At 42.7% G+C, this 15710-nt stretch carries 17 protein-coding genes; 16 read left to right on the top strand and 1 reads right to left on the bottom strand.

The genetic code is table 11. The features are described 5' to 3' along the window. The first annotated feature begins 11 nt into the window (after positions 1-11). Genes B3S93_RS06830 through B3S93_RS06820 form a run of 3 tightly spaced genes read left to right on the top strand, consistent with a single transcriptional unit; the run spans position 12 to position 2040 of the window. A complete protein-coding gene (locus tag B3S93_RS06830; protein ID WP_292398917.1) occupies positions 12-239 on the top strand; it encodes a DUF2945 domain-containing protein in 228 nt (75 codons plus the stop codon). Then, positions 239-796: a DUF488 family protein gene (locus B3S93_RS06825; protein WP_292398915.1), complete on the top strand. Its 558-nt coding sequence runs from the start codon at positions 239-241 to the stop codon at positions 794-796. Before B3S93_RS06830 ends, B3S93_RS06825 begins: the two co-directional genes overlap by 1 nt. 35 nt (positions 797-831) lie before the next feature. Then, positions 832-2040, top strand: a complete 1209-nt coding sequence (locus tag B3S93_RS06820) for an NnrS family protein (RefSeq protein ID WP_292356767.1) — start codon at positions 832-834, stop codon at positions 2038-2040. Between the two features lie 36 nt (positions 2041-2076). On the opposite strand, the gene B3S93_RS06815 is transcribed toward B3S93_RS06820, so the two are convergent. Beyond that, positions 2077-2385, bottom strand: coding sequence for a hexameric tyrosine-coordinated heme protein (locus tag B3S93_RS06815; protein WP_292356768.1), 309 nt, complete (start codon positions 2383-2385; stop codon positions 2077-2079). A 97-nt stretch (positions 2386-2482) separates the two neighbouring features. Between B3S93_RS06815 and B3S93_RS06810 the strand changes: the two genes are divergently transcribed. From B3S93_RS06810 to B3S93_RS06750, 13 genes are all read left to right on the top strand, one after another. Further along, positions 2483-2899 carry a MarR family winged helix-turn-helix transcriptional regulator gene (locus B3S93_RS06810; protein WP_292356769.1) on the top strand — a complete coding sequence of 139 codons (417 nt, stop codon included), beginning with the start codon at positions 2483-2485 and terminating at the stop codon, positions 2897-2899. A 209-nt stretch (positions 2900-3108) separates the two neighbouring features. Next, the gene (locus B3S93_RS06805; RefSeq protein ID WP_292356770.1) at positions 3109-3699 is read left to right on the top strand and encodes a TetR/AcrR family transcriptional regulator; all 591 of its coding nucleotides are present in this window, start codon (positions 3109-3111) and stop codon (positions 3697-3699) included. 73 nt (positions 3700-3772) lie between these two features. Beyond that, complete coding sequence (locus B3S93_RS06800; protein ID WP_292356771.1) at positions 3773-4039, top strand: DUF4242 domain-containing protein; 267 nt, start codon at positions 3773-3775, stop codon at positions 4037-4039. A 34-nt stretch (positions 4040-4073) separates the two neighbouring features. Then, positions 4074-5027: a quinoprotein relay system zinc metallohydrolase 2 gene (locus B3S93_RS06795; protein ID WP_292356773.1), complete on the top strand. Its 954-nt coding sequence runs from the start codon at positions 4074-4076 to the stop codon at positions 5025-5027. An 11-nt stretch (positions 5028-5038) separates the two neighbouring features. Continuing rightward, the gene (locus tag B3S93_RS06790; protein ID WP_292356775.1) at positions 5039-5839 is read left to right on the top strand and encodes a quinoprotein dehydrogenase-associated SoxYZ-like carrier; all 801 of its coding nucleotides are present in this window, start codon (positions 5039-5041) and stop codon (positions 5837-5839) included. A gap of 207 nt (positions 5840-6046) precedes the next feature. Beyond that, a complete protein-coding gene (locus B3S93_RS06785) occupies positions 6047-7201 on the top strand; it encodes a cysteine desulfurase family protein (RefSeq protein WP_292356777.1) in 1155 nt (384 codons plus the stop codon). A gap of 201 nt (positions 7202-7402) precedes the next feature. Then, the gene (locus B3S93_RS06780) at positions 7403-8581 is read left to right on the top strand and encodes a zinc-dependent alcohol dehydrogenase (protein ID WP_292398912.1); all 1179 of its coding nucleotides are present in this window, start codon (positions 7403-7405) and stop codon (positions 8579-8581) included. 261 nt (positions 8582-8842) lie between these two features. Then, a complete protein-coding gene (locus tag B3S93_RS06775; RefSeq protein ID WP_292398909.1) occupies positions 8843-9901 on the top strand; it encodes an SDR family oxidoreductase in 1059 nt (352 codons plus the stop codon). A 485-nt stretch (positions 9902-10386) separates the two neighbouring features. Next, positions 10387-10869, top strand: coding sequence for a hypothetical protein (locus B3S93_RS06770; protein ID WP_292356783.1), 483 nt, complete (start codon positions 10387-10389; stop codon positions 10867-10869). Positions 10870-11582: 713 nt separating this feature from the next. Further along, complete coding sequence (locus tag B3S93_RS06765; protein ID WP_292356785.1) at positions 11583-11834, top strand: hypothetical protein; 252 nt, start codon at positions 11583-11585, stop codon at positions 11832-11834. A 62-nt stretch (positions 11835-11896) separates the two neighbouring features. Beyond that, the gene (locus B3S93_RS06760; RefSeq protein WP_292398906.1) at positions 11897-14341 is read left to right on the top strand and encodes a cation-translocating P-type ATPase; all 2445 of its coding nucleotides are present in this window, start codon (positions 11897-11899) and stop codon (positions 14339-14341) included. Positions 14342-14907: 566 nt separating this feature from the next. Beyond that, complete coding sequence (locus B3S93_RS06755) at positions 14908-15294, top strand: 4a-hydroxytetrahydrobiopterin dehydratase (RefSeq protein ID WP_292356789.1); 387 nt, start codon at positions 14908-14910, stop codon at positions 15292-15294. A gap of 14 nt (positions 15295-15308) precedes the next feature. Next, complete coding sequence (locus tag B3S93_RS06750; protein WP_292357105.1) at positions 15309-15680, top strand: DUF2237 family protein; 372 nt, start codon at positions 15309-15311, stop codon at positions 15678-15680. Positions 15681-15710 lie beyond the last annotated feature (30 nt).

The raw sequence follows: 15710 nt of genomic DNA, 5'->3' as shown, positions 1-15710 counted from the left end.
GAGGAAGCTTTATGTCTCACAAGTTCAAGGTCGGGGACCATGTCACCTGGAATTCCGAAGCGGGTAAAGTTGGAGGCACGATCAGCAAAGTTCACACACAGGATTTTGATTACAAAGGTCACACACATCGCGCATCCAAAGATGACCCTCAATACGAAATCAAAAGCGATAAAACCGATCATATCGCCGCGCACAAAGAGTCAGCACTAACAAAAACATCGAGCAAACAGAAGTCATAATGCTGCCGTTTTATACCGTCGGCCACTCGACTCGTACGGTGAATGAGTTTATCCAATTGTTAAGTCCAGCAGATATAACGCTTGTGGTAGATATTCGTTCATTTCCGCGTTCACGAACAAATCCTCAATATAACGAGGATGTTTTGCCACTCACTTTGGCCAAGCACCATATTAATTACCTCCATCTGACTGAACTTGGTGGACGTCGCAGCAAGATAAAAGCGATTTCAAATGAGGCGAATGGCTTTTGGAAAAATCGTAGTTTCCAAAATTATGCCGACTACGCGATGACGCCTGATTTTCAAGACGGTTTAGAAAAACTCATAAATTTAGGACGAAAAGAATGCTGCGCATTAATGTGCTCTGAGGCTGTATGGTGGCGATGTCATCGCAGAATAGTGGCTGATCATCTTATTGCACGCGGGGAGAGGGTATTTCATTTAATAAACACCGACAAAATCGAACCAGCAAGGTTGACTAAAGGTGCGATTGTGCAAGACGACAACTTAGTCACCTACCCCTATGAAGAGGTAAAAATCACTAAGAGTACGACGTGATTTTCGCACTCACTGTAACTCCAGGAAACTAAATTATGACGAAAGAAAGTCAATTATCTGACCAGGAAAAAGCCATCATTCCCTTATTTCGTCAGGCATTCAGACCGTTATTTTTGTTTGGCGCAAGCTTCAGTGTGATTGCCATGTTGTTGTGGGGCTTGGTTATTTCCGGGCAACTTAACATCGAGTTTGTTGGCAACCAGTTGTTCTGGCATAGCCATGAAATGATCTTCGGCTTTGTTGCTGCAATTGTCATTGGATTTTTGTTAACCGCAGTTCAGAGTTGGACAGGGCAGCGAGCACCGCACGGCAACACGTTAATAATTATCGTACTGTTATGGCTGGCCGGAAGACTGGCATTATTATTTGGTGCAGGTTTGCCACTATGGTTAGTAATAGCGATTGATCTCAGTTTTTTACCGGTAAGCGCCTGGTTATTGGCGAAACCTATTTTACGAGCCAAACAAAACAAAAACCTGTTTTTCATTCCGGTGCTGTTATTACTGACTATCTGCAATACGTTTATGTACGCAGGCCTTGTGATGGAGCGCCCGGATATTCAGCAGGCAGGCAGTCTCAATGCCGTTTTACTTATCACACTATTAATGACGGTGATTGGTGGTCGTGTAATTCCCATGTTTACCGCCAACGGTACTCAAACGGCCAAAGTGAACAATATTGCCTGGCTGGATAAAACGGCACTAATGAGTATTTGGCTGCTGTTTGCCTTACATTTTTTAATGCTGACGAAATTCATTCCATCCATTGTATTAAGCGTGTTGTTTGCTATTGCAGCAGTGCTGGTATTTATTCGTGGGTTTCGTTGGAAGATCTGGATTACGTTTCACATCCCATTGCTCTGGTCGTTACATATCGGTTACTGGTTCATATCGTTGGGGCTGTTAATGTTTTCAGCCTATTATGCCGGTCTCGCCATACCGTATAGTGTGGCTTTACATGCTTTGACTGCTGGTGCCATGGGGACAATGATTCTTAGTATGATGTCTCGGGTCTCATTGGGACATAGTGGAAGATCCTTAACACCAAAACGATTGATGTCACTGGCCTTTATGTTGATTATTTCTGTCGGCTTGACTCGAACACTGTTGATTTGGTTATTCCCAGCACAAATATCTTTTTGGTTATGGTTTAGCGTCCTTGCCTGGGCAACGGCTTACACTCTTTATGTCATTATTTATTTACCAATATTAACGACACCCAGACCTGATGGAAAGCCGGGTTAGCCCGATAACCATTTCACAAGTTAACAAAGCAGTTTTTTATTCACGCCAATAATCGTTGGCAATAGCTATTGTTTTGAATTCAATTGCCACTAGCTCAGCGGCATCCATTAATAGGGCAGGATCTTCAGCATATTTTGCTCTTACACGATGTTTGGCAGCAGCGTCAGTCTGAATGGTTCCAATGGTTTTTCGTACGATTTTAATGGCCAGCTGCCTGCCTTCATAAGGCGTTTCGGTAATTAATGTTGGTACATAATTATCTTCTGCTGCCATCTCGTTGGCAGAGAGGTTAATTGGGAGTAACAACGGCAAAGTCATTAACAATATTGAATAGTACTGTTTCATTTGAGTTATCCTATGTTTGTTGGCGAAATGTTCGTACACAAACAATATAACCCGAAAACAAGTAAGTCAAGTACCTATTTAAAATTACAGGATATCCATGGGACCGTTACTACAAGATCAAGTGTGTTTTGCGTTGTACTCAACAAGTGGGGAGGTCACCAAGGCATATGGAAAGCTGTTAAAACAACATGGGCTCACCTATCCGCAGTTTGTTGTCATGATGGCGTTATGGCAAAACGATGGTGCATCACCCACGCAGCTTGCAAAAGCAGTTGGCTTGAGCAAAGCGACCTTGTCACCCATTTTAAGAAAGCTGGAATCTAACGGATATCTTGTTAGAGAAAGTGTGCCAGATAACGATAAAACTAAATCCATGGTCTTGACTGCAAAGGGCTGTGAGTTTGCTGATGAGGGTGAAAATATTGCCAAATTGGCATTGTGTGCAACGGGTTTGAATGAGACTGAGGTTAATCAGTTAATAGCAATGTGCAATAAAATCAAAAACAATCTATAAATAAACCAGTCACAGTGTGTACCAGGTCTGTTCTTCTTTCTTCGTCAAGATAATGAGATTGAAAATGCACTAATCAAGACTCGATGAGATTTCACATTGCTTAGTTGATCACTTTTTTTAATATGTCGTTCATTACCTAAGGGTGTTTATCCGATAATTTTTCACTCAGTCACTTGACTTTAAAGACGACTGGTCGTATTTTTTATGCTATGGCAAATCTAAAAGAATTTAAAAGAGAACAAATCCTCAATCAGGGTATTCAACTGATGATGATGCACGGTTATCATGGCACCGGGGTCAAGCTGCTGCTGGATACTGTGAATGTGCCCAAAGGTTCTTTTTATAGTTATTTTGAGAGTAAAGAGAATTTTACGGCAGAAGCGATCACGCATTATATTGAGCCGTTTATAACTCGGTTACAGTCTTACCTGAACAATTCTGAGCTTGATGGCTTAGCCGCGATCAAAACTTATTTTGAGTCTTTGACCCAAGAGCTGGAAAACTCCGATTTCAAAGGTGGTTGTTTACTGGGTGATTTGATGGGGGAGATCGGTGGTGTCAGTGATGTTTGTCGTCAGGCCTTAAAAACAGCGATTAACCAATATTGCACATTATTGGAACAAGGGCTGTTATCAGCACAGCAACAAGGAATTGTGCGTACCGATATTTCGCCTGCAACGATGGCAAGGTTACTTTTCGATGCCTGGCAGGGCGCATTACTGCATATGAAAATTGAACAATCCATTATCCCTTTGCAACGCTTTACTGCAGAACTTCTGGATAACTACATCACTAATTAATCACGCAAAGCCAAAAGGCTTTTTTTTAGGCTCGAATAAAAGACGACCGGTCGCTTTTAAAAGGAGATTAACAATGAAAAAGTTTGTAATAGAAAGAGAGATTGCGGGTGCAGGTAACTTGACACAAGCAGAGTTTGACCAGATTACCGAGACATCCTGCTGTGTATTAAAAGATATGGGCCCACGAATCGAGTGGGTTGAGAGCTATGTAACCGACGATAAAATTTACTGTATTTATCGTGCACCCGATGCCGATACGATTAGAGAACATGCCGAAAAGGGTGGTTTTCCCACTAATAGTATCTCTGAGGTCAAACAAATGCTGAAGCCAACACTTTAAGTGTTTTAACGCCTGATAACGAAGGAGGGTGACGATGCCTTACCTAACTAAAAATTCTGTCAAATTTTTAATGAAATGCTGCTTATTGATGGCGAGTGTGACGGCTCAAATATCACATGCTGATAATGGTTATGTGGTGAATGAGGTGTCAGAAGGCATTTTTTTCCATGAAGGCGTACATGAAGATGCCAATGAGGAAAATCAAGGCAAAATTGCCAATGTCGGTTTTATTATAGGTAATGATTGCATTGCAGTAATCGACACCGGTGGCAGTTATCTCGAAGGAAAATCATTACTTGCATCCATCAGAAAACAAAGTGATTTACCGATTTGCTATGTCATCAACACGCATGTCCATCCTGATCATATTCTGGGCAATGCGGCATTTAAAGAACCCCAAACCACTTTTGTCGGCAGTGCCAAATTACCCGCCGCAATGGCCGCAAGGAGTAGCTTCTATGAAACCAGGTTCAAGGAAATTCTGGGTGATGCATACGGCAATGCTGAATTTATTGCACCTACCCGCTTAGTCAGTATAGGCGAGCCACAAAATATCGATTTAGGCGACCGAAAATTGACACTTATGGCTTTCCCCACAGCCCATACCGATAACGATTTGGTGGTGCTCGACAACAATACCAAAACTATGTGGACTGGAGATTTGCTTTTTGTTGAGCGTATTCCCGCACTGGATGGAAGTATTAATGGCTGGCTGGATGCAATAGAGCAATTAAAGGATATGGATATTGCCACTGTAATCCCTGGACACGGCCCGGTCCTCCATCAAGACTGGAAAGCAGCGCTTGAAAAGGAAAAGAATTACTTCATTCTGATTCGGCAACAAGTTCGGGAGATTATCAATGATATGGGCACCATCAATCAGGCAACTGAAAATGTTGGCGTGAGTGAAGAAAATAAGTGGCTGTTGTTTGAGGAATATCACAAACGTAATGTCACATCTGCATTTACCGAGTTGGAATGGGAGTAAGGGGAATTAACATGTTTAACAATATCTTACGTCACACACTTTGGGCAGTATCTATTAGTTTTATGCTATTAAACACCGCGTACGCTAAAACAGAAAAAGAACCGATGTGGCCTGTTCTAAAAGAGATATATTTTGATAATAAAACAATTTTAACCGATGCCGATGACTGGCTGGTTTTAGAAGCTCCATCACGTGCTGAAGATGCTGCCATCGTGCCGCTGACGCTTAAATCACTCAAACCTCAGACAGCGGAAAGTTATATTAAAAATATCCACATCATAATTGATGACAATCCAGATCCTTATTCCGCCAATTTTCATCTAACTCCAGCTATGGAACAGGTGGATTTGACGTTTCGCATGCGCTTTCAGCAATATTCGAATGTCCGGGCTATTGTTGAAATGAATGACGGTACGTTACATATGGTATCGCGTTTTGTGAAAGCGTCAGGTGGCTGTAGTGCACCGGTGCAGAAAGATCCAGAGGCTGTAAAATCACGTCTGGGTAAAATGCTGATCAGGATGCGTAAGCCCGAATTAGGTAATGATGTTACGGCCCAGGTAATGATAAGTCATCCAAACTATAATGGCTTGCAGTTCGACCAGGAAACCAGACGTTATATTCCTGCTCATTATGTAAAAACAATGTCGGTAAATTATGCTGATCAGCCTTTATTCAATGTTGATATGGGCATTTCTTTCAGTGAAGATCCCAGTGTGCATTTCACCTTCAAACCAACTAAATCAGGCGTTTTGAAAGCGACCGTTATTGACAGTAAAGAGACGACTTACACTGCTGACAAAACTATCTGAATCAAAGCCCGATACGGGTAGGGTCCAATATCCATTTTAATTATTAAAAGATTCAGCGATCTACTCCAGGATATCGGGAGTAGGTCGTTTTGTTTTAATGGTTGCAGCTGATAGGGTGGCTTATTTGAATAACGTACAGTCATAGGTTTAAATGGCAGGCAAAATAAACAATTCGCTATAAAATTATTTTAATTACAGGAAATTATCGTGCTGATTGGCAACTCCATCTATTTAGATTATCAAGCTACAACGCCTTTGGAACCTGAAGTTCGTGAAGCGATGGCGATTTATAGTGATGATCTGTTTGCCAATCCACATTCAGCACATTTTCTTGGGCGCCAGTCTGCTGAGGCTGCCGAAATGGCCAGATCCACAGTTGAGTCGTGTATAAATGCATCCGCAGAAGAGATTATTTTCACTTCGGGGGCTACCGAATCAAATAATCAGGTGATTGCAAGCGTCCTGTTTGCCAATACTACAAAGCGTAACAAGATACTAATCAGTTCAATTGAACATAAATGTATTAAAAATGCGGCGTATTTTTTTGCCCATAAACTTGGCTATCAGGTAAGCGAAATTCCGGTTGATTCAAGCGGGTTAGTGGATATTGATGTATATCAATCCATGCTCAATGATCAGGTCTTGTTTGTTTCAATGATGGCGGTCAATAATGAAATTGGTGTGATTCAGCCCATCCAGAAACTTGCTGAATTAGCCCATAACGTTGGTGCAATTTTTCACTGTGATGCGGCACAAGCGCCTGAAGCCATTGATATTGATGTCAAACAATGGAATGTCGACATGCTGAGTTTATCGGCACACAAAGTATACGGCCCGAAAGGTATTGGGGCGCTTTATATCAAAAATTCGCTGCAAGCATCACTGCCACCGTTTATACATGGTGGCGGTCAGCAGTTCGGTCAACGTTCAGGTACGCTGCCTACCGGCTTATCAGTGGGGTTTGCCAAAGCGATGGAATTAAGCAGGGAAGGGGCAGAGCACAACAGAACCTGGCTGTCTTCCATGAAACAACGGTTTCTGGCTGGTCTCAGAAACAATGATATTGATTTCACTATTAATGGCACAACGGATAACACCCACCCAGGTTGCCTGAATATCAGGTTTGCAAATGTTGATGCCACAAATTTATTGGCAGGGATGCAACCCGAAATCTGTGCTTCCACGGGTTCAGCCTGTAATAGCGAATATCCCCAAGCATCGCATGTTTTGTCTGCCATAGGTCTTACAGAAGCAGAAGCTACCTCATCACTCAGATTCAGTTTCGGCCGTTACAACGATGCAGCACAAATTGATCGCGCTATAGAAATTATTCACCAGCAACTTACACAAGCGTATTCATAGGCTTTGATTAGTCATTCAGAAAACTACATAAAACATCTGAGAAAATCTGAATTTAGTGTTTAACGGCTTAAGTGATAATTCAGAATTGAAAATCTTAAATTGTATCGCTAAGGCTTAATAATATGTAATGTTGGATTGCGAACAGAGTGAATAGATTCCCAAGAATAAAATCTTATTAACATTCTCTTAGGAATTTACGATATGAAAGCACTCTGCTGGCACGGCAAGGAGGACGTCCGGGTTGATACCGTTGACGATCCCGTTTTGCAGGATCCCCATGACGCGATTATCAGGGTTACGGCTACCGCGATCTGTGGGTCCGACCTTCATCTGTATGGCGCGCTCGTGCCAACGCTCGAAAAAGGCGACATCCTCGGCCATGAGTTTATGGGCGAAGTCGTTGAAATCGGTTCGGCGGTGACAAGATTGAAAGTCGGAGACCGGGTAGTGGTTCCTTTCACAATAGCATGTGGGGAATGCTTTTTCTGCAAAAAACAGATGTACTCTCTCTGCGATAACTCCAATCCCAAGTCGCATTTGGCTGAAGCGCAGATGGGACATGCAACCTGCGGAATGTTCGGCTACAGCCACATGACCGGCGGGTTTTCTGGAGGCCAGGCAGAACTGGTGCGAGTGCCTCACGCGGATGTCGGTCCAATCAAAGTGCCGGACGGTCTACCGGATGAAAAAGTATTGTTCTTGTCCGACATATTTCCGACCGGTTACATGGCCGCTGAGAATGCGAATATTGTAAAAGGAGATACCGTCGCAATCTGGGGCTGCGGTCCAGTCGGCCAGTTTGCGATCCGCAGTGCTTGGATGCTTGGTGCTGCAAGAGTTATCGCCATCGATCACATTCCCGAACGCCTCGCGATGGCGAAGTCGTTTGGCGGCGCAGAAATCATCGACAGCTTCGATCCAGATGAAGTGTACGAACGATTGATGGAAATGACCGGTGGTCGTGGCCCGGACGGCTGCATTGATGCGGTTGGAGCGGAAGCACATGGACATGGTGCTGTAAATTCGATAATGGACACGGCGAAGGACCTGGCCCACGTCAAAGGGGTTCCAAATCCATATGTGCTGCAACAAATCGCCAAGTGCTGTAGGAAGGGCGGTTCGCTATCGATACCGGGGGTGTATGTCGGATTCGTGAATATGTTTCCGATGGGCGCAGTGATGAACAAAGGGCTCACTATCAAGACTGGGCAGACCCACATGCAACGTTACCTAGAGCCATTATTAAAGCATGTAGAAGAGGGTGGGAGCGATCTTTCACAGATTATTACCCACCGTTTAGCACTTGCCGATGCGCCTCGCGGCTATGAATTATTTCAGAAACATGAGGAAGGCTGTATCAAGGTCGTTCTGACCCCTTGACTGCCAAGCTATCTGCTAAATTGTTACTAAAATAGGTGCTTCATTTTCATAAGCAGTTTCTGCCGATTTAAATTGCTGTATCGTATTGAATGAAGTAGCTCTCAAGCCATTTAATTAGGGAAAATATGTCACGTTTTTCTCTATTCAAATCAAAATTTCGAATAATAAAGTCCCTTTAGGGACTTTATCCTATAAATGGCTGGAATGAGTCCTGTAAGCGACTTATCTGGGCTGACCCCATTCCCGAAAGGAGACATACTCATGCGGAAAGGTACTGCACTAGTCGTTGGCGCCACCGGGATAACCGGCGGTAATCTGGCTTCATATTTGGTTGCCAGCGGATGGACGGTATTTGGTCTTTCACGGCACGCGACTGAACAGAGCGGCGTGATTCCGGTAACTGTAGATCTGCTGGATGATTCGGCTACCCGAGAGGCATTAGCCGGTCTGCCGATCACTCATGTTTTCTACTGCACATGGATACGTCGCGATAATGAGAAGGCTAACATTGAGGCCAACAGTGGCATGATGCGTAATCTTTTCTCAGCGCTTGAAGATGCCGACCTACAACACGCATCACTAGTAACCGGGACCAAACAATATCTCGGTTCATTCGAAGCATATGGTAGCGGTCGCACTGAGACACCGTTTCGCGAATCCGAACCACGAGTCCCCGGCGACAACTTTTACTATGCGCTTGAAGATGTGTTGTTCGAAACCGCCCGGCGTCAAGGCTTTTCCTGGAATGTGCATCGTCCACACACAGTGATCGGCTACGCCCGAGGTAACGCTATGAACATGGGGACAACGCTTGCAGTCTATGCCACGATCTGCAGGGCAAAAGACAAACCATTCGTATTTCCAGGTTCGCAAATTCAGTGGAATGCGCTAACCGATATGACCGATGCATTAGTTCTGGCACGCCAGATGGAGTGGACCGCAACAACTCCAGGCGCAGCAAATCAGGCTTTTAATACGGTTAACGGCGATGTTTTTCGCTGGAGACGCATGTGGCGTGAAATCGGCGAGTATTTTGGTCTTGAAGTCGCGGATTGCCCTGAAACACCACAGCCACTAGAAACTCAGATGAATGGGGCCGATACAACCTGGCGCGAAATTGCTAAAAAGCATGATTTGGTTGAGTCGGACATTAGCAAACTGGCTTCCTGGTGGCATACCGATGCAGACCTGGGGCGGGATCAAGAGTGCGTCAACGATACGACTAAGACACGCGATTTCGGTTTCGATCATTTCCGCGAAACAAAAGCTGCTTTTTTTGACCTGTTTGATCGTTTACGTGCTGAAAAGATTATTCCATGATTTCAATGGTAGGTAGCAATATATATTTTGTAATGTGAAAAAAGATTCCATTTAGACAATCTGAATATCTGGAGTCAATGAATTACAAGCCGTGCAGAATTTAAAATCTTGTGGGGTTTGTTGTCATTCTCAGTAAAAGCATGTCCACTTGCACCGACTTAATCTATTGATTTAATTAAATACATATTTTTTATGGTAGTAAATATCAGTCTGATTATTGGCTGTGAATGTCGAGCTTATGCCGAGATTTGTATTAAAAGTATGTCTTATGCTGCAACAATACAAAGGTGGTTTTTAAAAGTCATCTTTAAATTGATGTGTGATCTACTAGAGATGTGCTCATATGAATCTCTAAAAATACGGATACAACTTCCTGTCTAGGTGAAGTTTTGTAAAGTATTTCATCTTAAAATGTAAATTTAATAAGCCACTAAGGCTGATACGCCTATGCTACGGTAAATCGTAAAGTTGAATAGGAGTTTCATATGAGCAATGTTATTAATATAGAAAAAGCAGCTGAAAATTTAAAACGGCTAAGAGAAAGGCATAAGGAATTCATGCTAGAACTCAGGAAGCACCATGGACAAGAGGAAAATCCAGTTGGCTCTTTGAGATTTGATGATGATCAGCTATCCATAATAGTGTTGGGAGTTTCTCTTGATATTAAACATCGTCCCGTAGTCGTGGAAACCATGATGCCCGAGCTTATTGAATATGTAGTATTTACCGAGCATGAAAGCGAGCATGTCGTTGTTTTTAAATTCTACCTTCATCTGAATTCCTGTCTGAGCAGAAATCCGGACTCAGAGTCGAAGCTTTGTGATTATGACAACCATAAAATAGAAAAGATCTTGGTTTATGAGGTTTCGGAACAACTTCTTAAATCTCCTATTTTTAGGATTGAAAACAAATCAAAGTCTGACCCATTATCTGAAAAGAAGGATAGTGCTCAAAGTGAAATGCAATGACCCAAGCAAATTCTCTATTCTCGGCCCGTCATCGTGGCTCGCATTTGCAAAAAGTTAGAAATAGTTATTGAGTTGCGACTACAAGCTTTAATGTTGTTTTGGCATGGGAAATATATTCCTTCTAAAGGACTATATTGCCTGCATTGTTAAAAAAGACTTATTTCGAGGCTCGGTATCGCTGAGCTGATTCGTCGTTTTGGTTATTCACCAATTTTATTCCCTAAAGATAGTAAATCATTACCTTATAAAATAATCGAACCAGAATTGACATCACATAATGTTGATGTCTTTGCTTTTAATGGATCAATGCGACCCGTGCATGAGATAAAGAGGGGCGCAATCAAGATCGCCTCATCTATTGGTTTTTGTTTACTTCCCATATCGATTGCCAGTAGGCCACATCACACATATTGTCAATGTTGGGAAATAATTGAAATTACAAGCATTTTATCCAAAGTGCTAATGGTTATCGGTGAGGAAATAGTTATCACTAGTAATCTGCAACATAGAGATATTTTCCTGAGGTAGGATTATGTTGCCCATTCAATAGTGTTGATCGACAGGAACAGATAGAAAACGTACTGCAATCATATTGTTGATTACGAAAATCTATGAGAGTAATTATGGGGTATAACTATTATTAGTGGGCATATTTGTATTTTTTTAAAAATGACCATCAGCAATTGGATTAATGGTGGATGGAGGAACCCACTATGAAATTACATAACTATAAATTCATACTGGCTGCGGCTCTGACAATCCTCATAATTGGTGGCGTTGTTACGCTTCTTGTACTAATGTCGCCAGAGCTTCTCAAGATAGCTTCTGGGGGCTTACCAGCAATGAATGACGGAAATAGATCATGGTCTTTGAGTTTGATGGGGTATTTTAAAGGGCTCTGTTTCTGGTCAATATTTATAGGTTTGGCTGTTTGGCTATTCAACCAAATTTATTATCATCTTTGATGGCCTTCTAAGAAACCATTCTCACTGAATCAAGGGAATAAATCATGCATCGGTACGTACCCATGGATCGTTTGCAGGGCATATTAAGTAACAATCAAGGTTTATCAAAGGCAGAGGCGGCGCTTCGGTTCAAGAAATACGGGCCTAATGACATAATCGACACATCGGCTTCGCCATTACTGATAGCACTGCAAGACACACTACGTGATCCGATGCTTTGGTTTCTGGTAGCAACTTCAATTCTATTCTTGTCATTGGGCGAATTTGTCGAATCTTTCGTACTCTTTGCAGCAATAATCCCCTTGATTGGAATGGATTTTTACTTACATCGACGAACACAAACCTCCTCTCAAGGCCTCAAAAATCGACTAGCTGCAACTGCACATGTGATACGTGATGGCTCCAGTATGCAGATAACAACGGCTGAGATCGTACCCGGCGATCTCGTTTTGTTAACAGCTGGAGACTATATTCCTGCGGATGGGGTTCTACTAAGCGCTGAAGTTTCACAATTTGATGAATCAGTAATTACCGGCGAATCGTTTCCTTTACGCAAGCAGCCCATACCAAGATTAGATCCAGAAACGACGCAAAATTCGGTAGATTCAGTTCATTGGGTCTATGCTGGAACCAGGCTACTGACAGGAAGCGCCAAAGTACGTGTTATTTTTACTGGCTGCGAAACACTTTATGGCGAAATTGTCAGGTCGGTTGTACAAAGCCGTAATGAAAGGACCCAGCTACAGAAAGCCATAGCCCATCTTGTAGGCATATTGATTATTGCCGCGACACTTCTTTGCCTTCTTCTTGCTTTGGTAAGACTATATCAAGGCTTTGGTTACCTGGATGCGCTTATGAGTGCACTGGTTTTAGCAGTGGCAGCACTCCCTGAGGAGTTCCCCGTTGTTTTTACTTTTTTTCTTGGAGTGGGTATTTATCGCTTGGCTCAACGTGGCGCGCTAGTACGGCGTGCTGTAGCGGTGGAGAATATTGGACGCATCACCTATATTTGCTCAGACAAGACCGGTACGCTAACAGAAGGCAAGCTCAAACTTGTTCACTGTTTCCCGGCTAAAGAGGCCAGTGAAACAGACCTGCTCAAAACTGCTGCAGGTGCGTCACGAAGTGAAACCCATGACCCACTGGATTTTGAGATATTACAGCGCAGTCCGTCCGAGCAAGATTTTGGCTCCGCTATGGCTACCTTTCCCTTCACGGAGGATCGCAAACGAGAAACCGCCATCTACAAATGGGATAGCGAAACTCTAAAAGTATGCGTAAAAGGTGCCCCTGAGACGATTCTCAAGATGTGTACTCTCAGCGAACAGGAGCTTGCAGATTGGAATAATCAGGTTAGTGAACTTGCCATGACTGGACATAAGGTCATTGGTTGTGCAAGCCTGATTATGAGTTTGTCATCCTGGCACGATGCTGAGCCTGAAATAAATTATGAATTTGCCGGCTTGTTGGCTTTTGAAGACCCAGTTCGCAAAGGCGTTTCTGATGCCATCCAAGAATGCTTACACAGTCATATTCATGTATTGATGATTACAGGAGATCACCAACTAACAGCCAGAGCCGTTGCCAACGAAATTGGCTTAGGGGGAGGGAAGACACTTACTATTATCAATGCTGATGAACTGAAAAGTATTTTGAAATCTCATCCTGAGCAGCTCAAAGACATTGACGTTGTTGCTCGCGCAGTACCATCGGAGAAGCTTGAGATCGTGACAATGCTCAAGTCGATGGGAGAGACAGTGGCTGTCACCGGTGATGGGGTTAATGATGTTCCTGCACTTCAAGCTGCAGACATTGGCATCGCCATGGGAGAGCGAGGAACTCGAAGTGCTCGTGAGTCGGCGTCAGTAGTTCTGCTGGATGACAATTTTCGAACTATCACCCATGCAATTCTCGCTGGTCGTCAACTGTTCAAAAATCTTCAGCTCAGTTTTGCTTACCTCCTAATCATTCATATCCCATTGGTTATAACAGCAGCAATCATTCCGCTTTTCGGTTTCCCTCTTCTCTATTTACCTTTACACATAGTCTGGTTAGAGCTGATTATTCATCCAACTGCCTTGTTGGTATTTCAGGAAATGCCCCTTGGGAAAAAACTGTCCGAGACTCATCGTGTTGAAAATGAAACATTCTTTGCTAAAAGGCACTGGGTCACTATTTTCAGTGCTGGTCTAGTTACGACATTGATGCTATTTGTTGCCTATTTATTCAGCCTTGGGAGTAATAATGACGTCAACCATGCGAGAGCAATGGCAATGGTCATGCTCATAGCTACTAGCGTTGCAGTAACAATCACTTTGAGTGAATTGTCCAGCATGGCTTCAAAAATTATTGTTGCAACAACAATATTCGTCAGCATAGTGATAGTACAAATACCATCAGTCTCAGCGGTATTTCACATGTCACCTCTGCATATAACTGATTTGTTGATTTGTATTTCTGCAGCTGCATTTATATCGCTGATAGTGTGGCGAGGAAAGTTCAATTGAGGATAGTTGTTGAGCAAGTGATAATCATTTCAATTATCTATATTTTTCGGCCATGAAGGACACACTTAAAACGAGAAAAGCTGTATGACGATATTAAGAATCTGAGAACATCTAAATTTCTTGACTAACCAAATTACCAACCATGCAGAATTTAAAATCTTGTGGGGTTTGTATCGTGAAAACGCTCAGATTTTAAATTTTGAACGATCTTAGAAAACCAATCTTTAGTCATAACACATATTATCTGAAGTTAACTGGAAACTGTTTTTTGAGCATGGCTTATCTCGAATTCTTGTCATTTCATAAGTTCGTATAATGTATATTATGTTAAATTGCATATCGATTAACAAGTTCAATAACGAATGTGAGTACTTAGCAACTTAATTTCGGTAACCCTATCCGATTTGGCTTACCTCGTACATTTTCAGACCAAAAAGCGATGTTTCTATGTTGGTCCTAACCTAGATTAAGCACCATCCAAACAATTCTGTAGTGAGTGTGAAACTTAATATTGCTTTACACTGACTCTCTTATTAGTTGGTTTATAAAATAATGAGGAAATTAATATGAGCTGGAGAGAAACTGAAAACGAGAAAACCTATTCCGATGCTGAAGTCGAACAACGGCTCAAGGCTGAGTTACCTAACTGGTATCTCGAGAATGGCTGGATCCGCCGTAAATATAAAACCAGCGGTTGGAAATCCACTTTAATGGTCGTTAATACAGTCGGACACTTGGCAGAAGCCGCCTTCCACCACCCTGACCTCACTGTTTCCTATGCTTTCGTTATCGTTAAGCTCACCAATCATGCTGCCAAAGGCATTACTGATAAAGATTTTGAGCTAGCGAGAAAAATCGAAGAAGTCGTTATGTGGCAGCCAGGCCTGATTGAAGGTGGTGCTCTTGTTGGTACGCCCGATGATGCCCGTTTTAAATATATTAAATACGATTAATTATGGAACTGGAAATCAACCCTGCATTAAATGTTCTTGGTGAACCGTTACAAAGTTGCAGTCATGATCCGCTCACTGGCTTTTTCCGCGATGGATGTTGTAATACCAATGATCAGGATTTTGGCTCACATACGGTTTGTGTTGAAGTAACTCAGGCGTTTCTTGAGTTTTCAAGGTTTCGTGGCAATGATTTAAGCACCCCTGTTTCGGATTTTGATTTTCCCGGGTTAAAGCCAGGTAATCGGTGGTGTCTGTGTGCTCAGCGCTGGCTGGAGGCAGAACAACATGATGTAGCGCCCAAAGTCGTGCTTGCCAGTACTCATCAGCGGGCAACAGAGATTGTTCCATTAGCCTTATTAAAGAAATATGCGTTAGATTTGATGTGAGATTTACACTTTTAGTGATTGATTTAAAAT

It is taken from the genome of Methylophaga sp. UBA3613 (assembly GCF_002375415.1).
Taxonomy (GTDB): domain Bacteria; phylum Pseudomonadota; class Gammaproteobacteria; order Nitrosococcales; family Methylophagaceae; genus Methylophaga.
Note: the sequence above shows the minus strand (reverse complement) of the source record. Positions and strands in the feature narration are given on the sequence as shown.